This is a genomic window from Cryobacterium sp. MDB1-18-1 (assembly GCF_004402735.1).
In the GTDB taxonomy this organism is placed as follows: domain Bacteria; phylum Actinomycetota; class Actinomycetes; order Actinomycetales; family Microbacteriaceae; genus Cryobacterium; species Cryobacterium glucosi.
In genome coordinates this window covers 39,772-65,070 of the sequence record NZ_SOFR01000065.1, presented here as the reverse complement: position 1 = coordinate 65,070, position 25,299 = coordinate 39,772, and the positions used below count along the sequence as shown (strand labels likewise).

Annotated in this window: 20 protein-coding genes and 1 pseudogene; 12 read left to right on the top strand and 9 right to left on the bottom strand. The window is 69.9% G+C overall.

Annotated elements, in window-relative coordinates:
- Positions 1 to 8: 8 nt before the first annotated feature.
- On the bottom strand, positions 9 to 2,135 hold the full coding sequence (locus E3O50_RS15730) for an acyltransferase family protein (protein ID WP_241975400.1): 2,127 nt from the start codon (positions 2,133 to 2,135) through the stop codon (positions 9 to 11).
- Between the two features lie 88 nt (positions 2,136 to 2,223).
- Positions 2,224 to 4,374: a RecQ family ATP-dependent DNA helicase gene (locus E3O50_RS15725; protein ID WP_134559544.1), complete on the bottom strand. Its 2,151-nt coding sequence runs from the start codon at positions 4,372 to 4,374 to the stop codon at positions 2,224 to 2,226.
- Positions 4,375 to 4,433: 59 nt separating this feature from the next.
- Between E3O50_RS15725 and E3O50_RS15720 the strand changes: the two genes are divergently transcribed.
- Entirely contained in the window at positions 4,434 to 5,156 is a 723-nt protein-coding gene (locus tag E3O50_RS15720) for a hypothetical protein (protein WP_134445897.1), read from the top strand.
- 31 nt (positions 5,157 to 5,187) lie between these two features.
- On the opposite strand, the gene E3O50_RS15715 is transcribed toward E3O50_RS15720, so the two are convergent.
- Together E3O50_RS15715 and E3O50_RS15710 are read right to left on the bottom strand one after the other, a co-directional pair.
- Entirely contained in the window at positions 5,188 to 5,820 is a 633-nt protein-coding gene (locus tag E3O50_RS15715) for a DUF2510 domain-containing protein (RefSeq protein WP_134559542.1), read from the bottom strand.
- Positions 5,821 to 5,862: 42 nt separating this feature from the next.
- Positions 5,863 to 8,391, bottom strand: a complete 2,529-nt coding sequence (locus tag E3O50_RS15710; RefSeq protein ID WP_241975399.1) for a glycosyl hydrolase family 65 protein — start codon at positions 8,389 to 8,391, stop codon at positions 5,863 to 5,865.
- A gap of 77 nt (positions 8,392 to 8,468) precedes the next feature.
- Between E3O50_RS15710 and E3O50_RS15705 the strand changes: the two genes are divergently transcribed.
- The 4 genes from E3O50_RS15705 (at position 8,469) to E3O50_RS15690 (ending at position 12,684) form a co-directional block, all read left to right on the top strand.
- The gene (locus E3O50_RS15705) at positions 8,469 to 9,821 is read left to right on the top strand and encodes a M18 family aminopeptidase (RefSeq protein ID WP_134559538.1); all 1,353 of its coding nucleotides are present in this window, start codon (positions 8,469 to 8,471) and stop codon (positions 9,819 to 9,821) included.
- 109 nt (positions 9,822 to 9,930) lie between these two features.
- A complete protein-coding gene (locus E3O50_RS15700; RefSeq protein ID WP_166790669.1) occupies positions 9,931 to 10,890 on the top strand; it encodes an NAD-dependent epimerase/dehydratase family protein in 960 nt (319 codons plus the stop codon).
- Entirely contained in the window at positions 10,887 to 11,564 is a 678-nt protein-coding gene (locus E3O50_RS19735; RefSeq protein WP_134559534.1) for a MerR family transcriptional regulator, read from the top strand. The genes E3O50_RS15700 and E3O50_RS19735 overlap by 4 nt, the downstream gene beginning before the upstream one ends.
- A gap of 79 nt (positions 11,565 to 11,643) precedes the next feature.
- A complete protein-coding gene (locus E3O50_RS15690) occupies positions 11,644 to 12,684 on the top strand; it encodes a hypothetical protein (protein WP_198413643.1) in 1,041 nt (346 codons plus the stop codon).
- Between the two features lie 17 nt (positions 12,685 to 12,701).
- Here E3O50_RS15690 and E3O50_RS15685 read toward each other — a convergent pair whose 3' ends face one another.
- The gene (locus E3O50_RS15685) at positions 12,702 to 13,652 is read right to left on the bottom strand and encodes an oxygenase MpaB family protein (RefSeq protein WP_134445891.1); all 951 of its coding nucleotides are present in this window, start codon (positions 13,650 to 13,652) and stop codon (positions 12,702 to 12,704) included.
- Positions 13,653 to 13,743: 91 nt separating this feature from the next.
- Here E3O50_RS15685 and E3O50_RS15680 point away from each other — a divergent pair, with 91 nt between their 5' ends.
- The 4 genes from E3O50_RS15680 (at position 13,744) to E3O50_RS15665 (ending at position 17,723) form a co-directional block, all read left to right on the top strand.
- Positions 13,744 to 15,207 (top strand): cryptochrome/photolyase family protein, encoded by a 1,464-nt coding sequence (locus tag E3O50_RS15680; protein WP_134559532.1) that lies wholly within the window; start codon positions 13,744 to 13,746, stop codon positions 15,205 to 15,207.
- Positions 15,208 to 15,283: 76 nt separating this feature from the next.
- The gene (menC, locus tag E3O50_RS15675) at positions 15,284 to 16,393 is read left to right on the top strand and encodes an o-succinylbenzoate synthase (RefSeq protein ID WP_134445890.1); all 1,110 of its coding nucleotides are present in this window, start codon (positions 15,284 to 15,286) and stop codon (positions 16,391 to 16,393) included.
- 91 nt (positions 16,394 to 16,484) lie between these two features.
- Entirely contained in the window at positions 16,485 to 17,411 is a 927-nt protein-coding gene (locus tag E3O50_RS15670) for a Pvc16 family protein (RefSeq protein ID WP_134445889.1), read from the top strand.
- A gap of 21 nt (positions 17,412 to 17,432) precedes the next feature.
- A complete protein-coding gene (locus E3O50_RS15665) occupies positions 17,433 to 17,723 on the top strand; it encodes a hypothetical protein (RefSeq protein WP_134445888.1) in 291 nt (96 codons plus the stop codon).
- A gap of 326 nt (positions 17,724 to 18,049) precedes the next feature.
- Here E3O50_RS15665 and E3O50_RS19930 read toward each other — a convergent pair.
- Together E3O50_RS19930 and E3O50_RS15655 are read right to left on the bottom strand one after the other, a co-directional pair.
- Positions 18,050 to 18,478: pseudogene (locus tag E3O50_RS19930) on the bottom strand (RNase H family protein); the annotation flags it as partial.
- Positions 18,479 to 18,548: 70 nt separating this feature from the next.
- Positions 18,549 to 19,730 carry a MarP family serine protease gene (locus E3O50_RS15655; protein WP_134559530.1) on the bottom strand — a complete coding sequence of 394 codons (1,182 nt, stop codon included), beginning with the start codon at positions 19,728 to 19,730 and terminating at the stop codon, positions 18,549 to 18,551.
- A 110-nt stretch (positions 19,731 to 19,840) separates the two neighbouring features.
- Here E3O50_RS15655 and E3O50_RS15650 point away from each other — a divergent pair, with 110 nt between their 5' ends.
- Entirely contained in the window at positions 19,841 to 21,046 is a 1,206-nt protein-coding gene (locus tag E3O50_RS15650; protein ID WP_166790668.1) for a DUF4192 domain-containing protein, read from the top strand.
- 113 nt (positions 21,047 to 21,159) lie between these two features.
- Here the strand turns inward: E3O50_RS15650 and E3O50_RS15645 are convergent, their stop codons facing one another.
- Both E3O50_RS15645 and E3O50_RS15640 read right to left on the bottom strand, forming a co-directional pair.
- Entirely contained in the window at positions 21,160 to 22,662 is a 1,503-nt protein-coding gene (locus E3O50_RS15645; RefSeq protein ID WP_277870854.1) for an aspartate aminotransferase family protein, read from the bottom strand.
- 3 nt (positions 22,663 to 22,665) lie between these two features.
- Positions 22,666 to 23,148, bottom strand: coding sequence for an Lrp/AsnC family transcriptional regulator (locus E3O50_RS15640; RefSeq protein WP_134445884.1), 483 nt, complete (start codon positions 23,146 to 23,148; stop codon positions 22,666 to 22,668).
- A gap of 177 nt (positions 23,149 to 23,325) precedes the next feature.
- On the opposite strand from E3O50_RS15640, the gene E3O50_RS15635 reads away from it, so the two are divergent.
- Both E3O50_RS15635 and E3O50_RS15630 read left to right on the top strand, forming a co-directional pair.
- A complete protein-coding gene (locus E3O50_RS15635; protein WP_134559526.1) occupies positions 23,326 to 24,396 on the top strand; it encodes an FHA domain-containing protein in 1,071 nt (356 codons plus the stop codon).
- Positions 24,393 to 25,283: a protein phosphatase 2C domain-containing protein gene (locus E3O50_RS15630; protein ID WP_322188211.1), complete on the top strand. Its 891-nt coding sequence runs from the start codon at positions 24,393 to 24,395 to the stop codon at positions 25,281 to 25,283. The genes E3O50_RS15635 and E3O50_RS15630 overlap by 4 nt, the downstream gene beginning before the upstream one ends.
- Positions 25,284 to 25,299 lie beyond the last annotated feature (16 nt).

Here is a 25,299-nt window from a genome sequence, read left to right as displayed (position 1 = left end):
CGACCCGCTTACATCAGGCCGAGCGCCCCGAGGGCGAAGCGGATGGCCGGGGCGATGTGGGTCGAATACGCAGGAGTCATGTGCACGGTGTCGTACTTGGTCGGAATCGTGCCCGCGAACGCCGGACAGGCGCCGTTGTAACAGCTGAACGGCAGCGAGGACACGAAGAAGCTGCCGGATCCGTTTAACGCACTGGTCGCCGCCGCGAAGTCCTGCCAGGCCTGGTCGATGCCCGTGTTGCAGTTCTGCGGGCTCGACACCGGCGAATAGCACTGGCCGAGGCTGGCCCCGAGGGGCGGCGGTGCGAGGTAAACGATCCGGCCGGCGGCGTTGTACACGGCCGCCTCCGCGGCCGTCGACGCGACGAGGGTCTCCGCGGAGAGGGCGGTCCGGTCGGGCGTCTTGCCGAGCGCGTATGCGTTCGAAATCACGACGAGCCGCGGGTTGTCGGCCACGATGCGCTGGGCGACGTCCTGTTTGCGCTGGGGGCAGGCATCCATCACGCCGGCGCCGTCGTTCTGCACGGGCACGGCCGTGAACCGGCAGCCGTACAGGCCGATCGTGGTGATCTTCCACTGCCCGTTGCTGCCCTCCGCGATCGCCTTGAACGCGGGGGCATAGGCAAGGGCCGTCGAGTCGCCCACGAGGTACATGTGATTCGGGGCGTCCGAACTGCCCCAGGTGCAGCCGTCGAAGCTCGGCGTGCTTCCGACATCGAAGCAGCCCCTGGCCGGGTTGTTCTTCGACGTCGTCGCGATCGCGTCGTCGAGGGTGGGGGAGAGGTTCCCCGGCCACTCGGTTGACGAGGCAGCCGCGCCGAGATCCGCCTGCAGCTGGGCTGTCGGGTCCTCCACCGGGCCGGGCGCCGCGATGGGTGCTGCCGGGGAACTCGTGCCGTGCAGGGTGACCTGGGCGCTGACACCGATCACGGTCGCGATCACGAACAGGCTCAGCCCGGCAAGAATGAACTGGGAGCCGAACTTCTCCCGCCAGGTGCGCCAGGCGAGGTGGCTGGATTCCGCTGAATCGCCGAACCGGTGCAGCCACGGTGACCGGTGCAGTGGCTGCTCGATGAGGTAGTACGACACGATCGAGAGTGCGAGGATCATGCCGAGGATGACCTGCACGCTGAGTGTGGGGTCGGCCATCAGCAGGAACACCATCACCGGGAAGTGCCAGAGATACAGCGAGTACGAGAGGTCGCCGATCCAGACGCTGAGCGAGTTCGTGAGCGGGAACAGGTAGTGCTGCGGGCCGGTGATGCCGCCGATGATCACGAGGGCGGTCGCGGCGACGGGGACGGCTGCCCAGGGCCCTGGAAAGGCGAGGGCGTCGTCGATCAGGAAGAAGCCGGCCAGGATCCCGAGCAGTCCAGCCCAGCCGAGGAGCCCGCGCAGGGCGACGGGGATCCGGGGGAAGACCGGGGCGGCCGCGGCGAGCAGGGCGCCGACGCCGAGCTCCCACACCCGGGAGAACGTGGACAGGTAGGCGGCGGACGGCGTGGTCGCGCTCTCACCGAGGGCATGACAAAAGGACACGACAATGACGACGACCATCACCAGGCCGAGGACCACCCTGCCGCGGCGGGCGCTCCGCAGGCGCTTCGCGCCCACGGTGAGCACGAGGAGCACCACGATCGGCCAGACGAGATAGAACTGCTCCTCGACCGAGAGCGACCAGTACGGCTGCAGCGGCGAGGCCGGGTCGGTCGCATGGAAGTAGTCCGTGCCGATGGCCGTGAAGTGCCAGTTCGCCGCGAAGACGAAGGCCCAGGCGGCATCCCAGAGCGTGGAGAGCGCCCGCGTGGTGTTGAACAGGAAGTGGGCGAGGACCGCCGTGGCGACCAGTACGGTCACCGCGGCCGGAGCGATCCGCCGGATGCGCCTGGCGTAGAAACGCCGGAGCGAAATCGTGCCCGTCGTCTCATGGTCGCGGAGCAGGATCCCGGTGATCAGGAATCCCGAGATGACGAAGAAGATGTCCACGCCGATGAAACCGCCGGTCGGCCACATGATCACGTGGTTGAGCACGACCGCGACGATGGCGACGGCCCGCAGCCCCTGGATATCCCGGCGCACGGTGGTTTCGCGTGGCGGCGCCGGAGCAGGTCGCTCGGTCTTGAGTGTCGATGTCACGGGTCTCCCTGGTTCTGAATGCCCGGGGAGTTTACCGGAAGGATGTGTCATCGCGGATGCGTGCGCGGCTCCCGGAACGCGCGCGGACTCAGGAACGCAGCGCCAGGGCGAACGGGAGCACCGCAGAGGTGCCCGCCCGGCGCAGCAGCCGCCCGGCGACGGTGAGGGTCCACCGGCTGTCGGCGAGGTCGTCGATCAGCAGGACCGGCTTGCCGGCGAAGGGCGCCAGGGACGCGGCGAGTTCGGGCCCGACCTCGAAACGGTTCCACACCGCGGCGAGGCGATAGGCGCTGTTCCCGCCGCTGCCGCCTTCGGGCCCGCCGCCGACGAGGTCCAGGGAGCCGAGCCAGGGCAGGCGCCCGGCCTCCGACAGGGTGCGGGCGACCGAGGCGACGAGAAGCGGATGCCGCCGCGACGGCATGCTGATCACCGCGGCCGGTCGTTCGTCCCAGTTCCAGTCGGCGAGCACCCGTACGCAGGCGCTTGTCATCGCGGCGGTCGCAGTGGCATCCGCCGCCTGGACGGCGAAGAGGTCACGGAGGGGTCCGCCCCAGCCGAGGTCGGTGAGCCGGGCGAGGGCGCGGCCCGGGGCGAGACGCTCGCCAACCGGGATGTTGCCGCGCACGTCGACCCCGAGGCTCGCGACCCCGGTCGGCCACTGGGCGCGGGGTTCGAGTTCCACGCCGACCCGGTCGAGCGAGGCGGCGGCTGCCGAGGCCGCCGCCACGGCGACGTCGGACGGATACCACGCGGTCGTGCAGGTGTCGCACCGGCCGCAGGGCACCGCGGTGTCGTCGTCGAGGGCGCGCTGCAGGAACTCCATCCGGCAGCCGGTCGTGCGTTCGTAGTCGATCATCGACTGCTGTTCGGCGAGCCGGGCGGCCGCGATGCGCTCGTAGCGCACCTGGTCGTAGACCCAGGGCTGCCCGGTCGACACCCAGCCGCCGGTGACCCTGCGCACGGCGCCGTCGACGTCGAGGACCTTGAGCAGCAGTTCGAGGGGGGACCGCTTGAGGTCGACGCGCGCCTCGAGCGCCGGCGTCGAGAGAGGGCGACCACCCGCGTCGCCGAGGGCGCCGAGCACGGCCTCAGCCTTGTGCTCGCTCGGCATCGACGAGGTCGCGAAGTACTGCCAGATCGCCTCGTCCTCGATACCGGGGAGCAGGAGCACGTCGGCGTTCTCGGTCGCGCGCCCCGCGCGACCGACCTGCTGGTAGTACGCGACGGGGGAGGAGGGGGCGCCCAGGTGCAGCACGAAGCCGAGGTCCGGCTTGTCGAAGCCCATGCCGAGGGCACTTGTGGCGACGAGGGCCTTGACCTCGTTGCGCTTGAGCATCCCCTCAGACTCCTCGCGTTCCGCGGTGTCGGTCTGGCCGGTGTACGCGCGCACGGCATGGCCGGCCTCGCGCAACAGGCGCGCGGTGTCCTCGGCCGCTGAGACGGTGAGGGTGTAGATGATGCCGCTGCCGGGCAGCTCGTCGATGTGGCTGAGCAGCCAGGCGAGCCGGGCTCGCGAGTCGGGCAGCCGAAGCACGCCGAGCCGCAGGGAGGCTCGGGCGAGCGGCCCGCGGATGGTGACGACGCCGGGCCCCGCTGCCTGGCCTGTTGCCGGCGCCGCGGGTGCGAGCTGTTCCGCGACGTCCGTCACGACGCGGCTGTTCGCCGTTGCGGTCGTCGCGAGGACCGGCACCCCGGCCGGCATCGTCGCGATGAGGTCGCGCAGCCGCCGGTAGTCCGGACGGAAGTCGTGGCCCCAGTCGGAGATGCAGTGCGCTTCGTCGACGACGAGCAGGCCGACGCGACTGATGAGCGCGGGCAGCTGCTCGTCGCGGAAGGAGGGGTTGTTCAGCCGCTCGGGGGAGACCAGAAGCACGTCGACCTCATCCCTCCGCAGCTGTTCGAGCACCCCGGCCCACTCGTGCGCGTTCGAGGAGTTGATCGACACGGCACGCACGCCGGCGCGCGCCGCCGCGGCGACCTGGTCCCGCATGAGGGCGAGCAGCGGCGAGACGAGGATGGTGGGGCCTGCGCCCTGGCGGCGCAGCAGCAGGGTCGCGACGAAGTACACCGCGGACTTTCCCCAGCCGGTGCGCTGCACGACGAGCGCGCGGCGGCGGTCGTCGACGAGGGTGGAGATGGCCTCGAACTGCCCCTCGTGGAAGTCGGCGTCGTCGCGCCCGACCAGGGTGCGGAGAATCTCACGGGCGGATGCGCGGGTATCGGTCCGGGTGTCGGTCATCGTCCCAGCTTCGCAGGTGCCGCTGACAGTTCTGCGGGGACGCTCGGTAGGCTCGCAACGTGAAGGTCACCCAGGAACTCGAATCCCGCATGCACCCCGACGCGATCGCCGGCTTCCGGCTCATGCTCGCCGAGGCCCGCGTGAGGGACACGATTCTGCTGCCCGAGCGGGCGATGCAGCGGATGGTGGGACACGTGCAATGGATCCTGCGCCGGGTGGGTGCCGACGGCATCCGCCTCACCGATGCCGGCTACCTGCCGCCGGTCGATGTGCTCGCGGCGACGACGGAGCTCGACTGGGGCTGGCCAGTGACGGTCAACCGTGAGGTGCACATGCTTCCGTTGCAGGAGCTGCGTGACCACCTCCGTCGGGTCGGGCTGCTGCGGGTGAGCAAGGGTCGCCTCATGCTCACGAGCAGGGGTCGGGCACTCGCCGAAAACCCGCGTGAACTCTGGTGGCACCTCGCGCGCACCATTCGCACGAGCCGCTCGCCCGTCGAGGCGGACGCGACGAGCCTCCTCCTGGTGCTCATCGCCCGGCGGGGTTTCACCGAGGCCGCCCTGTTCAAGCAGGCGCTCGCGCTCGGTCTCGAGACCATCGGCTGGGGGCAGAAGAACGGCGAGCGCCTTTCCGCGGATGCCGCGTTCCAGGTCGTGCTCCCCAAGTGGCGCCTCTTCAACCACCTCGGCGTCTTCGAACGGAAGCCCCGCGACTACCTGAACTGGACGATCACCCCGGGCGGGGCCGCCTTCGCCCGCGCGGCCCTGCAGAGCGAGGTCTAGCCGCGGAACACACGCGCTCGCCGGCTGCCGCTCAGGCCGCGATGCCCGACCCGATCGTCGTGAGGAAGAGCGGCACGAGGGCGGCGAACTTGGCGAAGGTGACCAGCGTCGTGACGACGACGATGCCGGTCCAGACCCAGATCGGGGTCAGGCCGCGGCCCGCCTGGTTACGCACGACGATCGAGCGGCCGATCACGTAGATACCGGAGGAGAGGAAGGTCCAGGCCCAGTGGAACGGGCGGGTGAACCCGTCGGCGAGCAGCCGGCGCCGGTCGAAGTAGGCGAGGGTGACCGACGCCGCGTAGACGGCGATGCTGAGGAGCTGGCTGAGGACATCCGTCGCCGACGTCGTCGTGCCGGTGGAGCCCTCCGACAGCCCCCGGTTGAAGTCCGCGGTGAGGTCGGTCGACGCCACGTTGATGAGCGACAGGAGCGGCAGCAGCGTGATGATCCAGATGGCCGCGGTGTAGACGGGCGTGTCCGGTGAGAGGACCCTGGTCGGAGCGAGGCGCCCGTAGACGGGAGGCTCGGGATAGTGCAGGTCCATGGTCCAGGCCGCGCCGTTCCACCAGCGCTGGCGAGGGGAGCCTGCGGGGTCCGGATACCAGCCCGCCGCGGGAGCCGCCGCGGGCATCGGAATGTAATTGCCTGATCCGTCGGTCATTGTGCCCCCACCTAGTCGATTGCGGTCAGTCTAGGGCCTCCGCTACGGGACCAGGGGGAAATCGCGGACCTGGCCCGGGGCGAGCCAGGCGTCCTGGCCCTCCACCCGTACCCGGATCGGCGGGGCACCGCCGGCGCTGAGTGTCACGCGCAGGTTCGTCGACGTGAGCTCGAGCCGGATCGGGTGGTCCCGGTAGTTGATGCTGAACGAGAACGCACCGAGCTCCGCGGGGAGTACGGGGTGGAGCCAGAGGATGTCGTCGCGGATCTCGAGGCCGCTGTAACACCGCACCATCATGTCCACGGACCCCGCCATCGCGCCGAGGTGGATGCCCTCGTGGGTGGTGCCGCCCTGGATGTCGGCGAGGTCGCTGTCCAGGGCCCTGGTCAGGAACTGCCAGGAGCGCTCCCGGTCGCGACGGGCCTCCACCCAGGAATGCACGACGTTGCTCAGGGTCGACCCGTGCGTGGACCGGGACCCGTAGAAGTCCACCGTGGCGACGACGGCCTCCGGCGGCAGCGGGTACCCCAGCCCGTGCAGCAGCCTCCGCAGTTCCTCGGCCGAGAACAGGTAGAGCAGCATCAGCACGTCGGCCTGCTTGGACACCCGGTAGTTGTTCGTGCTGTCGCCCTCCGCGTTGAGGATCAGGTCGAGCCGGCCGAGGTCGCCGTAGCGGGCGCGATACCCCGCCCAGTCGAACTCGGGGAGCGCCTCGTATCCGTCGAACTGGCTGGGCACCCCTCCAGCCAGGAACGACAGCCGGAGCCGGCTGCCGATGTGCCGCCAGCGGTCGACCTCGCCCGGGCGCAGGCCGAGCCGGTTCCAGAGCGGCCGGCAGCTGCGCCCGTTCAGCACGGCGACCATGTCGACGGCCCGCGCCATCAGCCAGGCGGTCATCACGTTGGTATAGGTGTTGTTGCGCAGCCCCGTTCCCGGCGCTCCGGGGGCTCCATCGTGGAATTCGTCCGGTCCCATGACGCCGGTGATGTCGAAACGGTCGGCGCTCTCGTCGTACGTGGCCAGGGCCGCGAAGAACCGGGCGACCTCCAGCAGCAGTTCGGCACCCTGGTGGATGAGGAAGTCGACGTCCCCTGTTGCCTGGTAGTACGTCCACACGCTGTACGCGACGGCCAGCCCGACGTGGCGCTGGTTGTGGGAATGATCGGGCATCCACTCGCCGGTGCGCGGGTTGAACAGTTCGGCCGGGGTCACCTCCCGCCCGTCGATGCCGCTCTGCCAGGGGAACATCGCGCCCTCGAGGCCGGCGGCCGTCGCGGCCGCCCTGGCCTCGGCGAGGCGCCGGTACCGGTAGCCGATGAGCGCCCGGCTCAGGTCGGGGCGGCGCAGGGTGAGTACCGGGTAGACGAAGACTTCGTCCCAGAACACGTGCCCCCGGTAGCCCTCCCCGGTGAGCCCACGGGCGGGGACGCCTGCGTCGAGGTCGGCGTCGACGCCGGCGAGGGTCTGCAAGACGTGGAAGGTGTTGAGGTTGAGCGCGAGGGACTGGTGCTCGTTGTCGTCGAGGTTCACCGCGAACTCGTCCCAGAGCCCGCGCCATTCACGTTCGTGCGCGATGAGAAGGTCCGCCGGGTCGGCAACCCGGCGCATCCACGCGGTCACGGCGAAGGGCGCCGACACGACGGCACGGTCCCTCGACGTGCCGACGATGACGGTCTTCTCCACCCGGACCGGGCGTCCAGGCTCGAGGTGCAGCTCGAACTCGTGCGCGACGGAGCCGGGTTCGCTCAGGAATCGTCGGGCCAACGTGATCTCCCGGGGTGGGCCTGGCCGATCCGCGCCCGCAGGGTCGGCCTCGAAGACCCGGGTGCGCGCGGCCATCGCTATGTGCACGCCCGAGACGGTGGTTTCCATTTCGAGCAGCACGGTGCGGTCATCGACCTCGGTGCGGGCACGTGGCATCAGGTGCCTGTTCGTGAGCGCGGCATCGGCCGCCACATTGCGGTTCGCGACGCGGCCGTCGACGGCCGAGCGCACCGTCACAGGGCCGGACCAGCCCTCAGCCTCAAAGGTCGTCTCGAGCACGGCGACGTGCGGGTCGGACTGGGACACGAAACGCCGCGAGGTGACCGTTGTCGTGTGCCGGTCGGCGTCCCAAAAGCGGATGACCCTGGTCAGCAGGCCGCGCCTGAGGTCGAGTTCCTGCCGGTAGTCCAGGACTCCGGGATCCTCTGGCCGGAACCAGTCCGCGGTGCCGATGCGGAACGACAGGGCGAGCCAATTGGGGGCGTTGACCATGTGCTCATCGTCGCGGGAATGGCTGCCGAGCTCGGTGTGAACCGGGTTGTAGACGCCGGCGAGGTAGGTGCCCGGGTAGTGCACGGCATCCGCCGAAGCCTCTGGGGCAGCGCCCCGGGTGCCCCAGTAGCCGTTGCCGAGGGCGCAGAGTGCTTCGCGGACGCCCTCGGTGGCCGGGTCGAAGCCCTCGAAGCGCAGCACCCAGGCGTCGGCAGCCGCGTCGCCGCCCGCGACGGCATCCGCGACGGTGCTCGGCGGGCGCCTCGGAATGGTGCTCGCATCGGCGGTGTTGCTCGGCCGGACGGTCGGGACCATGGCGCACCCTTCTGCGGTCATCCGTCCGGCGAAAGCCCTCGTGCATGCCCGTCGCCGGCCGGTGCTTGGATAGGGGGATGACCTTTGCACCGGATTCGCACCCAGAGTACATCGACGACCTCGCCGGCTTCATCGCAGCGTCGCCGTCCTCGTACCACGCCGCCGCGGAACTCGAACGAAGGCTCGAGGCCGGTGGATTCACCCGGCTCGACGAGCGCGATGAGTGGCCGGGCAGCGCGGGCAGCACGGTCGGCGCGAACGCGGCCGTGGCCAGGCGGCACTTCATCGTGCGCGACGGCGCGGTCGTCGCCTGGGTGCAGCCGGCAGGGGTCGGCCCGGTGTCGCCGTTCCGCATCCTCGGTGCGCACACCGATTCGCCCGGCTTCAAGCTCAAGCCGAAGCCGACCATCGGCAACCGGGGCTGGCTGCAGGCCGGCGTCGAGGTCTACGGCGGCCCGCTGCTCAATTCCTGGCTCGACCGCGAGCTCGAACTCGCCGGGCGCCTCGTCACCCGAGACGGCACGGAGCACCTCGTGCGCACCGGCCCGTTCCTGCGCATCCCGCAGCTCGCCATCCACCTCGACCGTGACGCCAACAACGGCCTCACCCTCGACCGCCAGCGCCACCTGAACCCGGTCTACGGGGTCGGCGACCTCGATGCCGCGGACCTGCTCGCCCACCTCGCCGGCCTGGCGGGGCTCGAGGCGGCGGATGTGGCCGGTTACGACCTCCTGACCGCCGACTCCGCGGCCCCCGCGCGCTTCGGCCTCGGCAACGTGCTTTTCGCCGCCGGACGCCTCGACAACCTGTCGTCCGTGCACGCGGGACTCGTCGCGCTCCTCGCGGTCACGGACGACGACACGGCCGGTCTCGACGCCGCCGCGGGCGTGGTCCAGAGCACGAGTGTCCTCGCCGCCTTCGACCACGAGGAACTCGGTTCCCAGACCCGTTCCGGCGCGAGCGGACCGCTCCTCGACGATGTCCTGACCCGGATCGGGGCCGGACTCGGCGCATCCGCCTCGGACAAGCTGCGTGCGTACGCCGCCTCGTGGTGCCTCTCGGCCGACGCCGGACACCTCGTGCACCCGAACTACCCAGAGAAGCACGACCCGGTGAACCTGCCGGTCCCCGGCGCGGGCCCGCTGCTCAAGATCAACGCGACGCAGCGCTACGCCACGGATGCCGCCGGTGCCGCCCTCTGGGCCCGCACCTGCGCGCAGGCGGGCGTTGCCTACCAGGAGTTCGTCTCGAACAACACGGTCCCGTGCGGCTCGACGATCGGCCCGCTGACCGCGACCCGGCTCGGCATCCACACGGTGGACGTCGGCATCGGGCTCCTGTCGATGCACTCGGCCCGCGAACTCTGCCACGTGGCCGACCCGGTCGCACTGAGCGCGGCGATCGGCGCCTTCTTCGCTCCCGGGGAGTGACGGCGGCCCGACGAGGGGGTAGCGGATACTTCCACTATCGGATATTCTCACTATCAGATAGTTCATGTATCTGATCGGATGGTCGTGTGCCGTCCCGAAGGAGAATCCCATGGCCACCCAGCTTGTCGTCGGCGCCGGTTATCTCGGCAGTGCCCTTGCCCGTGCCCTCGTCGAGCGCGGAGACACCGTCGCTGTCGCCACCCGTTCCGGCACCGCCGTTGCCGGCGCCACCGCCCGCATCCTGGACGCCGCGGACGCCGAGGCCTTCGCCGCGGCGGCCGAGGGCGCGGCCACGATCTTCCTCACGACCGGACCGCGTCAGTACAACCGTTGGCCGGAGCTCTGGCCGCCGATGTTCCGGGCCGCCATCTTTGCCGCGCGCCGATCCGGGGCCCGGCTCGTGCTGATGGGCAACCTCTACGGCTACGGAGAGGGCAGCCCGATGCCGATGACCGAGGCGACGCCGCAGCATCCGACCGAGCCGAAGGGCCGGGTGCGCACCGAGGGCTGGGAACTCGCCCTCGCCGCCGCGAAGCACGGGGAGATCCAGGTCGTGGAGGTGCGCGCGAGCGACTACTTCGGCCCGGGCGCTGGCACGACGTCCCAGCTCGGGAGCGCCTTCTTCGGTCCGCTGATCGCCGGAAAGACCGCGCGCGTCTTCGGAAGCCCCGACGCGCCGCACAGCTGGTGTTATCTGGCCGATATCGTCGCAACCCTCCTCGCGGCGGCGGACTACCAGGGGTCGTGGGGTCGCGCCTGGCACGTGCCTGCCGCCGAACCGCTCTCTCGCACAGAGCTCGCCGCCCGCGTCAACGCACTCACAGGCAACCGCGGGAGCCTGGCCAGGCTCAGCCCAGCGCTGCTGCGCGTTCTGGGGATGTTCGTGCCGTTCATCCGCGCCGCCAACGACTCCGACTACCAGTTCACCGCCCCCTTCGTCGTCGACGCCGCAGAGACCGAACGACTGCTCGGTGTGGCTGCGACACCCTGGGAGGAGTCCCTTCCCGAGGTCATCGCGAGCTACCGTGCCCTCGAGGCCGCCGGACTGCAGGCCCAGGACGAGCGATGAGAATGGCAGAGCTGAGCACCCGGAGCGGGACCGCCGTCGCGACGATCAAGTATTACCAGCGTGAGAACCTCCTCGCCGGCGGGGAGCGTTCCGGACCGAACCAGGCGCTGTACGCGGAGTCGCACCTCGAGCGCATCCGCCTCATTCGCGGCCTCACCGAGGTCGGCGGGCTGAGCGTCGCGGCCGTCCGGCGGGTGCTCGAGGCCATCGACTCCGAGCTGTCGCTGCCGGAGACCTTCGAGATCGCCCAGCACTCGGTGTCGGCGACGATCGATGAGTCCGCGGTGAGCGCGAAAGCCCTGGCTCGGGTGGACGCCCTCACCGCCGGCTGGCATGTCTCGGCGGCGAACCCCGGCCGACTGGCCGCGGCCCGGGTCGTCGACACCTTCGCCGAGGTCGGCCAGACCGACGCTCGCGGCTGGTTCGACCGGTACGCCGCCGCCGCCCTGCTGGCCGCCGAGGCCGACATCGACGAACTGGATGCGCGGGTCGACCGGGCCGCGAAGGGCGAGACCGTCGTGGTCGGCACCGTTCTCGGCGACAAGCTCTTCTCCGGCCTGCGCCGCGCCGCGCAGGAACACATCGCCGCCCTTCGCTACGGCATGCCTCCCGAAGCGGCGCCCGAGCCCGCGCCGGGGTCCCCACCCGAGGCGGCACCCGACCACACCCCCTGAACATCGCACGAGAGCACGAGAGCACGAGAGCACGAGCTACCGCACCGCCACGCCCGACCGACAAAACAGGGAGCGCCCCATGAACACCCCCGAGTTTCCAGAGACCCCGGCGCCAGGCACCACGGCACCGCCGGCATCCGCCGACAACCGGCGAGCGGTCACCGCGTGGCCCGCGCTGCGCACCCTGGCCTGGCATCGACCGCTGCTCGCGGCGACCGCGGCCATGGCGGTGCTCGTGGTGGTCTGCCTGGTCGGCCTCCTGGTCGATCTGCGCAGCCTCACCGGCGCGCCGGTCTGGGCCAAGCCGCTCAAGTTCTCGATCAGCGTGCTCGTCTACGCGGCGAGCCTCGCCTGGCTGCTCGGGATCCTTTCGGCGCGTCGTCGCCGACTGGCCTGGTGGATCGGCACGGTGTCGACGATCGCACTTGTCATCGAAATGGTGATCATCGTCGGCGACGCCGCCCTCGGCATCACGAGCCACTTCAATGTGTCCACCCCGGTGTCCGGGACGCTCTGGTCGGTGATGGCATTCTCGATCGTGCTCGTCTGGATGGCCGCCCTCGTCACGGCGCTGCTGCTGTTCCGTACGGACCTCGGCGATCCGGCCCGGGCGCTCGCGATCCGGGCCGGCACCGTGATCGCCGTGCTCGGGATGGGCCTCGCCTTCCTGATGACCGGGCCGACCGCCGCGCAACTCGACCACTTCCAGGGCATCGCCGGCGCCCACACCGTCGGCGTCCCTGACGGTGGCCCGGGGCTGCCGCTCCTCGGCTGGAGCACCGTCGCGGGTGACCTGCGGATTCCGCACTTCGTCGGCATGCACGCCCTCCAGGTGATCCCCCTCACGGCACTGCTCCTCGAGGTGCTCGCCCGACGGGTGGCGCTCGTGCGCCCGCCGACCGTGCGGTTCCGGCTGCTCTCTGTCGTCATCGCGCTCTACGTCGGGGTTCTCGCGATCCTCACCGGCCAGGCGCTCGCGGGCCAGTCGATCGTGCGCCCCGATGCGCTCGTGACGACCCTCACCATCGCGCTCGTCGCTGCCGTCGCCGTGGCGGCGACGCTCGTGCTGTCCGCAGCCTCCCGCGCCGCGATTCCGCCCACGGATGCCGCCGCGCCGTGAGGTGTCGCAGATCGAGGTTAACTGGGCCCGGGAACGTCGATCTGCGACACCTCAGCGTCGGGCTCTGGCGCGACGCGAGCACGGGCGATGCGGTCGATGCGGGTCCGGGCCGCGTCCTCCGACGTCGACGACGCGCCGAGCAGCATCCGCACGATCCCGAGAACCGCCCCGGTCGCCCACACGACGGGGAACACCGAGCGGCGCAGCCCGAGCAGCCGCCGGTACTCGCGGGGGAGCGATGCGACCGCACCGGCGAACATCACCCGGTAGAACGGCAGCATCCCGCGCCGCAGCGGCGGATTGCGGATGAAACGCACCGCCTCGGCGACGCGCTCGTCGCTCTTCAGTACCCCGGCATCCGTGAAGGCGGCCAACTGGGCGGCGAGCTCCGCCGCCGACCGCGGCGGGTGCTGCACTCCCACCAGCTCGCCGGCCTTCGCCCACTCGCGCACGTACCCGTCAGCGCCACCCGGGATGCTGCCTCCCCACAGCTTGTGGGACTCGAGGAAGGCATCCGTGAAGACGATGTGCACCCAGGAGAGCAGCTCGGCGTCCCCGGCGGCGTAGGGCCGCGAAACTCCCGCCGCATCGAGGTAGGTGCCCGTCACCCGGTCGTGGAAACGCCCGACCCGCGTCGACTCGTCGGTCGCGACGGTCGTGTCGGCGAAGGTGACCGTCACAAGCCACTGGATCGTCCCGGAGAGGCGCCCGAGCGGGTCCTCCCGGTACCGCGACCAGTCGTGCACCCCGGCCATCGCGCCCGGGTGCAGGGTCTGCATCAGCAGCGCGCGGATCCCGGCGACCATCGTCGCCATCCCGCCGTGCACCGCCCACGCGGCCGACCCCGGTCCGAAGAAACCGGCGTCCTCGCCGAGTTCCATCTTCTCCACCCACGAGGGCCGTCCCTCGGAGTTTCCGGACAGCGTCGAGAGGAGATGCGACCGCCAGCTGTCCGTGAACCTGCCCATACCCGAGGTTAACCGGCGCCGGCTGGGCATCCGCCCCGAACGGCACGACCGGCGGAATCTGATGCGCTTGCCCGGCTCTAGAATCACGACCATGCCGGTGACCCGATTCCTGTTCGCCGACCAGCTCGGACCGCATTTCGATGACGGCGGACCGATCGTCCTGGTCGAGGCCGTCGGGGTCCTTGGCCGCCGGCCGTACCACCGGGCGAAGGCGCACCTGATCCTCAGCGCACTGCGGCACCGGGCGCGGGAACTCGGCGATCGGGTGGAATTCCTGCGCGCGGAGCACTATCGCGACGTGCTCTCCGGACGCCCGCTCGAGGTGATCGATCCCACCAGCTGGGGGGCGCGGGCGCTCGTGGCCGAACTCGGGGCCGACGTGCTGCCCAGCAGGGGTTTCGTCACGAGCGAGGCCGACTTCGCGGACTGGGCGGCGGGCCGACCGGCCTCCCGGCTGGTGCTCGAGCAGTTCTACCGCTCGGTGCGCGCCCGGACCGGCGTCCTGATGCGCGGCCCAGACCCCGAAGGCGGCCGGTTCAACTTCGACCACGACAACCGCCGCCCGCCGCCCCGTGGGGCCGTCGGCCTCGGCCTGCCCGACCCGTGGACCCCGGTCGAAGACGAGATCGACGCCGAGGTGCGCCGCGACCTCGACCGGCTCCAGGCGGATGGCCGGATCACCCTGATCGGCCGGGACGGACCGCGACGCTTCGCCGCGACCCGGGCCGAAGCCCTGGCCGCCCTCGACGACTTCATCGAGACCCGGCTGAACGACTTCGGTCCCTTCGAGGACGCGTCGCTGCGCGGAGACGATGCGATGGCGCACTCCCGGTTGAGCGTTCCGCTGAACCTGGGGCTGTTGCACCCGCGGGAGGTGATCGATGCGGTCGTCTCGGCCCATGCGAGCGGCGCGGCGCCGCTGCAGAGCGTCGAGGCGGTCGTCCGCCAGCTGATGGGCTGGCGGGACTGGGTATGGCACCTCTACTGGCACCTCGGACCCGACTACGTCGGCGACAGCAATTTCCTGGGCGCCCACGAGCCGTTGCCCCGGTCGTTCCGTGAGCTCGACGGCTCCGGCGTGCGCGCGGCGTGCGTCAGCCACGTGCTGAACGCCGTTGCCGACACCGGCTGGGCCCATCACATCCAGCGCCTGATGATCCTGGGCAACCAGGCCATGCAGCGCGGCTATCACCCGGGCGAGCTGAACGACTGGTTCATTGCGGCGTTCGTGGACGGCACACCGTGGGTGATGCCGGCCAACGTCGTCGGGATGTCCCAGCATGCCGACGGCGGCATAGTCGCGACCAAGCCATACGCGTCGGGCGGCGCATACATCTCGACGATGAGCGATTTCTGCGGCGGCTGCCCGTTCAACCCGAAGAAACGACTCGGCGAGGATGCCTGCCCATTCACGGCCGGCTACTGGGCCTTCCTCGACAGGGTCGAGCCGCGCATCCGCGGCAACCACCGGATGAGCCAGCCGCTGGCCGGACTGCGACGTCTCGCCGACCGTGAGGCCGTCGTCGCGCAGGAGCGCTCTCGCACGGTGTGGTGAGCTCCCGGGTTCTTTCGAAGCGTTAGATTCAGGGGGAGGGCGCTCGTGGCCGGGGCGCGAGACGGAGGAAACTGGGATGAAGATCGAGAACATCGAACTGCGTCGGGTGCGCCTCCCGCTCGTCAGCCCGTTCCGTACCTCCTTCGGCTCGGTGTCCGAGCGCGAGGCCCTCCTCGTGCACGTGACAACGGCGGATTCCGAGGGCTGGGCCGAATGCGCCGCGGAGGCCGAGCCCCTCTACAGTTCGGAGTTCCTCGACGGCTGCGAACTCGTGATCCGCGACCACCTCGCCCCGCGGCTGAACGCGGCCGGCGAACGCCTCACCGCCGAGCGGGTCGCACCGGCGCTCGCCGCGGTCAAAGGGCACCGGATGTCGAAGGCCGCCCTCGAGACCGCGATCCTCGACGCCCAGCTCCGCACCTCGGGAGTCTCGTTCGGGGGCTACCTCGGAGCGGTGAGCGACCTCGTCCCCGCCGGGGTCTCCGTCGGGATCATGGACTCGATCGACCGGCTCCTCGCCGCCGTCGAGGGCTACCTCGACGAGGGGTACCTCCGGATCAAGCTCAAGATCGAGCCGGGCTGGGATCTCGCCCCCGTGCGTGCCGTGCGCGAGCGCTTCGGGCCCGACGTGCTGCTCCAGGTCGACGCGAACACCGCATACACACTCGCTGACGCCCGCCACCTCGCCAGGCTCGACCCCTTCGACCTGCTCCTGATCGAACAGCCGCTCGCAGAAGACGACATGCTCGGGCACGCCGCCCTCGCGACCCTCATCCAGACCCCGGTCTGCCTCGATGAATCGATCGAGTCGGCCAGGGACGCCGCCGCAGCGATCACCCTCGGCGCGTGCAGCATCATCAACGTCAAGCCCTCCCGGGTCGGCGGCTACCTCGAGGCCAGGCGGATCCACGACGTCGCGGCCGCCCACGGCGTTCCGGTCTGGTGCGGCGGCATGCTCGAGACCGGCATCGGCCGGGCGGCGAACGTGGCGCTCGCCGGGCTGCCCAACTTCGTTCTTCCGGGGGACACCTCCGCCTCGAGCCGCTACTACGCCCAGGACCTGACGAAGCCGTTCGTGCTCGAGGACGGCCACCTCCGGGTTCCGACCGGGCCGGGCATCGGCGTGGAGGTGCTGCCCGACGTGCTCCACGACCTCACCGTGTCGAGTTCGGACATCCGTTTCTGATCCAGCGGCACGAGAAGTCCTCGACCTGCGCGGTCAGGCGGAGTAGCGTGAAATCGGTGGCGGGTCCACTGCCCCAGAAGCCGGAGTCGCCATGTCCTCGCTCTCGAACTACGGGCAGGTGATCGCGGCCACGACTGTGGCGCTCCAGTCGATGCTCGCCGGGTCGCCCTTCGGACTGAACGTGACGGCGCGCAGCCTCGACGTCGCACGCACCGGGGTCACCGGGTCGTCGATCAACCTGTTCCTCTACAGCGACAGCCTGATCAGCTATCGCGAGGCGAGCGCACAGCATGGGCCCAGCCGGGTCATCGCGGAGTTGCGCTATCTCGTGAGCGCCTTCGCGGCCGACATCGAGGACACCGACGCGGCAAGCCACCGCGACTTCGGCACCGCACAGGCCGCGATCGAACGGCATCCGGTACTCACGGTTCCCGTGACGTCGAGCGAGAAACTCCAGGTCTGGCTCACCCCCTCTCCGCTCACGACCGAGGTGCTCACCTCGCTCTGGCAGGCATCCGCCGCCCCCCTGCGCGTTTCGTTCGCGGTGATGGCGTCATTCACACTCGACACGACGGAACGGGTCACGAAGCTCGGGACGATCCGGGACGTCGTGAAGCTCGCGGGCGCCGGGGCGATCGCCGTGTTCAGCGGCACGGATGCCGGTGCGAAGGCCGCGGCGGCGGCATCCGCTGCGAGCGAGCTCGGCAAGGCCCTCGTCACCGTCGGGCTCGACAGTGTCGTCGCGTCGTCCCCCGAGGAGACCGATGCGACGCTCGATCGGCTGTTCGAACGGGTGAAAGAAGAGGGCGCCGTACTCCTGGTCGACGACGCCGACGCCGTCTTCGGCGTGCGCCCCGAGGAACTCGACCCCGACGACCCGTACGCCGCGATCGACGTGGGAGCGGTGCTCGACCGGCTCGGGAACGCCCCGAGCGTCGTGATCATCGCGCTCACGGATCTCTCCGGCGACGAGCTCGCCGATCGCGCCCGGGTCGAGGTGCGGTTCCCCGCTCGCTGAAGCCCCGCTTACGCTGAGGGAATGCCCTCGTTCCGGATCACCATGACCATCGGCAGCCTGCAACCCGGGGTCGCCCCCGACTCCGTCCTGCCGGCTGCTGCGGCCGCCGCGGCCGAGCTCACGACCGTCGAGGCGTCCGACCTGGCCGTCGTGGCCGGTTCGGCGCGCGCGACCGTGCGCTTCACCGCGGACGATGCGGCCTCAGCGGTCCGAATCGGCGCGCACACCCTCGCGGGCACCCGCGTCCGCGCGGGAGTGATCACGTGGCAGGTCACCGAGCGCGTCCACGGCCGCTGGCTGCCCGTCCACTGACCCCGCTAGATCAGGGTGCGGAGCGCGTCCTCAACCGTCAGCCCGAGGCGCGCTGCGTGTGCGGTGAGGCGGGCATGCTGCTCGGCGGTGAGCGTGAGGGAGACCTCATGTGCGGCGGCGGGGTCTGCGGCGTCGTCGAACGAGAACAACTCCGGATGCGCCGCGCGCGCGGGCGGAGCGGAAACGGCCCGGCGCACGGCCGGCTTCTGCTCTCGCGAGGCGGCACCGGCTGCAGGGCCGACCGCAGGAACCGCAGGGGCCGTCTGGGCCGCCGGTGCCGCTGGGGTGCCCGCCCGCACGAACCCGGGACCCTTCGGGATCGGCCCACCGCGCTGGTACGCCTCGGAGACGGCCCTGGCCCGGGCATCCGCTGCCTCGTTGAGCGGATGGTTCGCGTGTCCCTTGACCCATTCGAACCGGTAGCGACGGCCGGCGAGCGCCGCGTCGATCTCCTGGAGCAACTCGAGGTTCAGCACCGGCTTGCCGTCGGCCTTGCGCCAGCCCTTGGCCTTCCAGCCGCGCATCCACTTGGTCACCGAGTTGATCACGTACTGGCTGTCGCACAGCACGAGGAGGTCCTCGTCGAGGTGCGCGGTCGCGCGGAAGAGCTCGAGGACGGCCTTGAGCTCGCCCTGGTTGTTGGTGGCGTGCTTCCAGCCGCCGGCGTCCCAGCAGGAGTCGTCGACGTACCAGGCCCAGCCGGCCGGTCCCGGGTTGCCGAGGGCCGAACCGTCGGCGGCAGCGGTGATGGTCATGGTGGCCTCTCCTCGGGGAGCGGTCTCGCTCCCCGGTGTTCTTCCCTATTTTCGCATTGACCGGGTGGAGCTAGCCGACGACGCAGTGCCCGGGCTCGACGGAGTCTGTGAGCGATGCGGCCTCTGCGGCGACGGGGGTGACGGACTCCATCGCGAGGGCGTAGCCGATGTTGGCGGTGACCGTCGACTTCGCGAAGACGACGCCGACGACCTTGCCGTCCTGATTGAGCAGCGGCCCGCCGGACTCGCCGTGCTGGATGTCCGCCGCGAGCGTGTAGATCGACCGGGAGGTCGGATTGTCGCCGTAGATGTCACCGACGACAGCCGGTGCGACCGCGACGACCTCCGCGGGTCCGGTTTCGAACGGTCCGCCGTACGGATAGCCGTCGCTCACGGCCAGGCTTCCTGTCGCGAGGTCCGCACCGAGGCCGAGAGGTTCGGCATCGAGCCCAGCGACGGCGATGACGGCGAGGTCGGCCGCCGGGTCGAAGTACACGACGTTTCCCGCGCGGGCCGTGCCGTCAGCCGACTCGACGACGGGCTCTGAGACGCCCGCGACGACGTGCGCGTTGGTCAGCACCCGGCCCGGCGCGATGACGAAGCCGCTCCCGGACTGGTTCTGCCCGCAGGCATATGCCGTCCCGACGATCTTGAGCACGGAATCCTGCGCGGCGAGCAGTTCGGCGCTCGTGCCGGTGACGACGGGAACCGTGGGCACCGGCCCGTTGAAGGCCTCGATGACCCGAGGGATGCCCTCGGTGACGACCATCGCACGCAGCTGGGCGAGGAAGGCCTTGACCGGATCGGGCGTGAGCGAGTCGATCGACCGCACCACCGTCGACGAGGCGATCGCGGGCGACAGGACCGGCACCCCGAGCGACCCGATGCTGAAGGCGAGCATCGACACGATGCTCGCTGCGACGACGACGGCGATGCCGGCGCCGAACACCCGGTCGACGACGAGCAGCCGTCTTCGGGCCGCTCGGGGACGGAGCACCCTGCCGAGGGTTCCGCCGATCGACAGGCCGCCGAGCAGGAGGACGGCGGCGGTGGCGAGGGTCGCTGCGGTGCGCCACTCCGCTGCAGGCACCCAGGCTCCGACGAGCGGAACGAGGAAGTATGCGGCGATACCGCCGGCGACGAGGCCGGCGATGCCGCTCAGGCTGCCGATCAGGCCGCTGCGGTAGCCGGAGACGACATAGCCCAGCAGGAGCAGGACGAGGAGGACGTCCACGATGGTCGAAATGGGCATAGCTCCAAGACTACGTGGGGAGTTATGCACAGGTTGCGTTCCTTGCGCGAGTTATGCACCGATCCCCAGCGAGCGCACCCGGGGAGGGAACGCCCCGGGAGAGTGTCCGCATGACACCGACCATCGTGAAGACCAAGGAAGCCCACGACTTCCTCGCCCTCGTGCCACAGCTCGCCGGGTTCCAGCCCGAGCGCAGCGTGGTCCTCGTCGCCTTCCGCGGCAACCGCACCTGCGGAGCCCTGCGCTTCAACCTGCCGGAACCCGACCTCGCACGCACGGTCCTCCGCCGCGTCGCGACCACTCTCGTCGGCACGCTGTGCAAGATCGAGGGGGTGGACGCCGTCGTACCCGTCCTCTACACCGACGAACGGTTCGCGGACGTGCCGGGCATCCCCGGTGAGCGCTTCGCGGAAATCCTGGGCCGCCGGGCCGAACTGTCCGGCTTCCTCGTCCGGGATTCCCTGTGCGTCGCCGCAGACGGCTGGGGTTCCTATCTCGACCCCGCCTGCCCGGCGGGCGGGCGGCCGCTGTCCGAGATCGCGGAGTCCCCGGTGAACCGCGACCTGCCGCCGGAGGCCCGGCGTGAACTCGGGCACCTCGTGAGCCGGGCCGACCTGCCGAAGGTCGACCTCGCGCTCCGGGACCGCTGCGCCAGGAGGCTGACCCGGTACGAATGCCTCGGGTCCCAGGTTCCCGACGCGCCCGACCTGCCCGAACTCGTGGCCATGGTCGGGGACATCCTCGACCCGGTGTCGACAACGGAGGCCGCGCTCGAACTGGACCCCTCCGCTCTCGACGCCGAACAGGCAGCAACCCTGCTGTTCCTGCTGAAGAGCCCGGCCCGGCGCGACCAGGTCATGCTGCAGATCGCGTTCGGCGAGGAGATCGGGCGGGTGACGCACGAACTGAACGAACGGTATGCCGCGATCCAGCGCGAGACCGGCCGCAGCATGGACGACATCGTCGCAGAGGAGCAGGCCGGATCCGGCGCAATGGGGGACCTCGCGCAGACCGGCGACCTCATGCTCGGATCCGTCTCGCAACGTCCTGACCCTGAACGGATCGAACGCGGTATCGACCTCCTGAAGACACTGGTCGCGCTAGCTCCGAAACGAGTGCGCCCCGCGCCACTGTGCATGCTCGCCTGGCTGTCGTGGGCGCTCGGGCGCAGCTCGGTCGCCGGGATCTTCATCGACCAGGCCCTGGCGATCGACCCGGAATACGGCATGGCCAGGCTGCTGCTCACCGTCGTCTCCGCCGGGCACCTGCCCGAGTGGGCGTTCGCGGTGCCGGCGGATGACGCCGGTGACACCTGATCGACCACGCGAGCGGCACTGCGGGGTCGAACGCGGGTGCTCCGCCGTTCCGCCGGTGGTGCACCACAAGCGAAACGGCGGAACCCCAGCGCTCGGTGTCCTGCCCGCGACTCCTACAGGTACTTCGGGGCCTCCGCGAGCACACCGTAGAGGATGTCGCCGATCTCGCGGAACTCGGACGGACCGATGGTCAGCGGGGGAGCGAGCTGCACGACGGGGTCGCCGCGGTCGTCGGCGCGGCAGTACAGCCCGGCGGAGTAGAGCGCCTTGGACAGGTAGCCGCGAAGCAGGCGTTCGGATTCCTCGTCGCTGAACGTCTCCTTCGTGCCCTTGTCCTTGACGAGTTCGATCCCGAAGAAGTAGCCCTCGCCGCGCACGTCGCCGACGATCGGCAGCGCGAGCAGCTTCTCGAGCTCGGCGCGGAAGATCGGCGAGTTCGTGCGGACGTTCTCGTTGAGCCCTTCTTCCTCGAAGATGTCGAGGTTAGCGAGCGCGACCGCGGAGGAGACCGGGTGCCCGCCGAAGGTATAGCCGTGATAGAACGTCGTGTCGCCGTGCTTGAACGGCTCGTAGATGCGGTCGGAGACGATCGTCGCGCCGATCGGCGAGTAACCGCTCGTCATGCCCTTCGCGCAGGTGATCATGTCCGGTTCGATGCCGAAGGTCGTCGAGGCGAACATGTTCCCGATCCGGCCGAACGCGGTGATGACCTCGTCGGCGACGAGGAGCACGTCGTACTTGTCGCAGATCTCGCGCACGCGCTTGAAGTAGCCGGGGGGCGGCGGGAAGCATCCGCCGGAGTTCTGCACGGGCTCGAGGAACACGGCCGCGACCGTCTCAGGCCCCTCGAACTGGATCATCTCCTCGATCCGTTTCGCTGCCCAGAGGCCGAACTTCTCGATGTCGTCGCCGAAGCCGGAGCCCATCTCGTCCGCCCGGTAGAAGTTCGTGTTGGGCACCCGGAGGCCACCGGGGGTGACCGGTTCGAACATTTCCTTCATCGCGGGGATACCCGTGATCGCGAGGGCTCCCTGCGGCGTGCCGTGATAGGCGACATTGCGGGAGATGACCTTGTGCTTGGTCGGGCGGCCCTGAAGCTTCCAGTAGTACTTGGCGAGCTTGAACGCGGTCTCGACGGCCTCGCCGCCACCTGTCGAATAGAAGACGCGGTTGAGGTCGCCGGGAGCGAACGAGGCGAGCCGGTCGGCCAGCTCGATCGCGTTCGGGTGCGCGTACGACCAGATCGGGAAGAACGCGAGTTCCTCCGCCTGCTTGGCGGCCGCCTGGGCGAGGCGCTTGCGCCCGTGCCCGGCATTGACCGTGAAGAGGCCGCTCAGGCCGTCGATGTACTTCTTTCCGTTCGAGTCCCAGATGTGGTGTCCGAGGCCCTTCGTGATGATCGGAACGCCCGTGCCGGATTCGACGACCGACTGGCGTGAGAAATGCATCCAGAGGTGGTCCTTGGCCTTCTGCTGCATGGCCGCGTTCTCGGCGTCCGTGTAGACGGTGGGCCCGGCATCCTCCGGCGTAGCGGCGGCATCCGCACCGGTCGCGTCAGCGCTGACGACCGCGGGCGAAGCGGGAACGGATTCGAGCAAGGGTTCTGAGAGTGTCATTTTTTACCGTGTTCCCCAGTTGTAGAACTGTTTGTGGAGTTTGAGATAGACGAATGTTTCAGTGGACCTGACCCCGTCGAGGTTGCGGATCTGGGAGTTGAGCAGGTCGAGGAGCTCATCGTCGTCCTCGCAGACGACCTCGACGAGGATGTCGAAGGAGCCTGCTGTCAGCACGACGTAGTCAACGGCCGGCATCGCGGCGAGCAGTTCCGCCAGTATCCGGGTGTCTCCCGAGGCACGGATGCCGATCATGGCCTGGCGGAAGAAACCGAGCTGCATCGGGTCGGTGACGGCCACGACCTGCATGACCCCGCCATCCGTGAGCTTCTGCACCCGCTGGCGCACGGCGGCCTCGCTGAGTCCGACGGCCTTGCCGATCTCCGCGTACGACCTGCGCCCGTCGACCTGCAGCTGCTCGATGATTTTCTTCGAGACGTCATCGAGGGGTACCGGCTTGCCCGGCGTGGTACGTCCGTTTGCGACCATCCAGCGATTATGCCAGCGAGACCCTCCCCCGGCAAGCGATTCCGCAGCTTTTTACGGCAAATGCTGCGGATTCCATACCTCGGAGGGTTTTGCCGGTGCGTGGGGTCTCCCCGCGCCGCACGGCGGATCCGCGTACTCGGGATACGGTGAAGATCCTAGGAGGACGAAGGGAGTCCCATGGACCCAGAGTGGATGTTCGTGGCCGGCCGCTCCTTCGTCGCCGCGGTCCCGACCGACGCGCCCCGTGGCCTCGTCACGGCGCTCTCGAGCAGGGCCGGAGACGCCAGCGTCTCGGCAGAGGCCCTCGTCGGACTGTTGCCGCTCGGTGGCTCCGATGCACTCGAGTCCTTCGCGCTCGTGATCCGTGCAGCAGCGGATGAGTCCGCCGTGACCGTCGTCGTGCGCGGACAGATCGCCGTCGACGTGTTTTCGGTCGGCGGATCACGACGCTTCACCGACCAGGGCATCCGGCCCTGGAACCTCGCCGATTTCTCCGCAGTGACCGTCGTCGTGATCGGTTCCCCGGACACGGCGGCGCCCGCCGCCGTACCCGCTGGAAGCGGAACCGGGAACGAACAGGGCACAGTGGTCGGCCGGACGGCGCGCTGGTCGCCAGGCGGCCTGGCGGCCGAAACGGACGACACCGCGATGCGCCTGCCGAATGACACGGTGATCCGCAGGCCGGACGACACGGTGATCCGCGGGGCGGACGACACGGTGATCCGCGGGGCGGACGACACGGTGATCCGCAGGGCGGGTGACACCGTGATCCGCGGGGCGGGTGACACCGTGATCCGCCAGCTCGAGGACACCGAGGACACCGAGGACACCGCGACCGGCGCAGCCCTCCGTCCGCCACTCGCCCGGTTCCGGCTGTCCGACGGCCGTGAGTTCCCTCTCGACCGTCCATATCGGCTGGGCAGGCGCCCCGCACAGCCGCGCATCCCCGTCGGGCCGGGCATCACTCTCGTGGCCGTCGTCTCTGCCGGCTCGCTCGTGTCCGCGACCCACGTCGACATCCGACAGGTGGGGGACGTCATCGTCGTCACTGACGCGGGCTCCCGGAACGGCACCATCGTGGTCTCCGCGGACGGGCGCAGGGAGCGGCTCCGTCCCGGCGATTCCCGAACTGTGCCTCCGGGTACGAGAATAGACATCGGGGACGATAACATCATCGAGATCATCCCGGCGAGCGGCACCGAGTCGGCTCCGTATTTCCCAGCACATCGTGGAAGGCACCACCCGTGACCCAGATTGGTCAAGGCTCAGGCGGATTCGAGGTCGCTTTCCCCTCGGTGAAGAAGACGGTCTCGCTCGCGTGGGCCGCACTCACCGACACCGGGCATCGCCGCGAAGTCAATGAAGACAGCCTGATATCCGCGCCGCCCATATTCGCGGTCGCGGACGGCATGGGCGGGCATTCCGCTGGCGACGTCGCGAGCGCGGCCGTCGTGCACCGGCTCGCCGAACTTGCCGGGCGGGACTCGCCGCAGAATGCGGCCATCAACGCGGCGCTCGGCCTCGCGGTCACGGACATGGCGTCCGGAGTCGGCGTGACCGACCTCGGCACCGGGACCACGGTGACGGGAGCCGCACTCACCCTCGTGTCCGGCGCTCCCCAGTGGGTCGTGTTCAACATCGGCGACTCCCGGGTCTACCTGCTCACCTCCGGTGTGCTCGAACAGATCACCATCGACCATTCCGTCGTGCAGGAACTCGTCGACGCGGGCCGGATCACCCGCGACGAAGCGGATGTCCATCCGCACGGCAATATCATCACCCGCGCCGTCGGGTTCCACGAGGCGCCGATCCCCGATTACCGTGTGCTGCCTGTGCACCCGGGGATGCGCCTCCTGATCTGCTCCGACGGGTTGACCAAGGAACTCACCGCATACGGCATCCGGCATTTCCTGATCTCGAACCCGGACCCGGACGACGCCGCGAAGGCGCTCGTCGAGGCCGCGCTCGAGAACGGCGGTCGTGACAACGTGACGGTGATCGTCCTCGACGTCCTCGATATCGAAGACAGCGAAGACAGCGAAGACCGTGAAGAGGACCTGGGAACCGGCGGCCCGTCCGCCTCGCAGGACGCCGACACCGGCCCGCTCGACATCGGCCATCTCGACACGCACTGATTTCGACACCCCCTGA

Coding starts and splice junctions, on each gene's coding strand:
- E3O50_RS15725 (WP_134559544.1), bottom strand. CDS start 4,374: ATGACCGACACCCGGACCGATACCCGCGCATCCGCCCGTGAGATTCTC.
- E3O50_RS15715 (WP_134559542.1), bottom strand. CDS start 5,820: ATGACCGACGGATCAGGCAATTACATTCCGATGCCCGCGGCGGCTCCC.
- E3O50_RS15710 (WP_241975399.1), bottom strand. CDS start 8,391: ATGGTCCCGACCGTCCGGCCGAGCAACACCGCCGATGCGAGCACCATT.
- E3O50_RS15705 (WP_134559538.1), top strand. CDS start 8,469: ATGACCTTTGCACCGGATTCGCACCCAGAGTACATCGACGACCTCGCC.
- E3O50_RS15700 (WP_166790669.1), top strand. CDS start 9,931: ATGGCCACCCAGCTTGTCGTCGGCGCCGGTTATCTCGGCAGTGCCCTT.
- E3O50_RS19735 (WP_134559534.1), top strand. CDS start 10,887: ATGAGAATGGCAGAGCTGAGCACCCGGAGCGGGACCGCCGTCGCGACG.
- E3O50_RS15690 (WP_198413643.1), top strand. CDS start 11,644: ATGAACACCCCCGAGTTTCCAGAGACCCCGGCGCCAGGCACCACGGCA.
- E3O50_RS15685 (WP_134445891.1), bottom strand. CDS start 13,652: ATGGGCAGGTTCACGGACAGCTGGCGGTCGCATCTCCTCTCGACGCTG.
- E3O50_RS15680 (WP_134559532.1), top strand. CDS start 13,744: ATGCCGGTGACCCGATTCCTGTTCGCCGACCAGCTCGGACCGCATTTC.
- menC (WP_134445890.1), top strand. CDS start 15,284: ATGAAGATCGAGAACATCGAACTGCGTCGGGTGCGCCTCCCGCTCGTC.
- E3O50_RS15670 (WP_134445889.1), top strand. CDS start 16,485: ATGTCCTCGCTCTCGAACTACGGGCAGGTGATCGCGGCCACGACTGTG.
- E3O50_RS15665 (WP_134445888.1), top strand. CDS start 17,433: ATGCCCTCGTTCCGGATCACCATGACCATCGGCAGCCTGCAACCCGGG.
- E3O50_RS15655 (WP_134559530.1), bottom strand. CDS start 19,730: ATGCCCATTTCGACCATCGTGGACGTCCTCCTCGTCCTGCTCCTGCTG.
- E3O50_RS15650 (WP_166790668.1), top strand. CDS start 19,841: ATGACACCGACCATCGTGAAGACCAAGGAAGCCCACGACTTCCTCGCC.
- E3O50_RS15645 (WP_277870854.1), bottom strand. CDS start 22,662: ATGACACTCTCAGAACCCTTGCTCGAATCCGTTCCCGCTTCGCCCGCG.
- E3O50_RS15640 (WP_134445884.1), bottom strand. CDS start 23,148: ATGGTCGCAAACGGACGTACCACGCCGGGCAAGCCGGTACCCCTCGAT.
- E3O50_RS15635 (WP_134559526.1), top strand. CDS start 23,326: ATGGACCCAGAGTGGATGTTCGTGGCCGGCCGCTCCTTCGTCGCCGCG.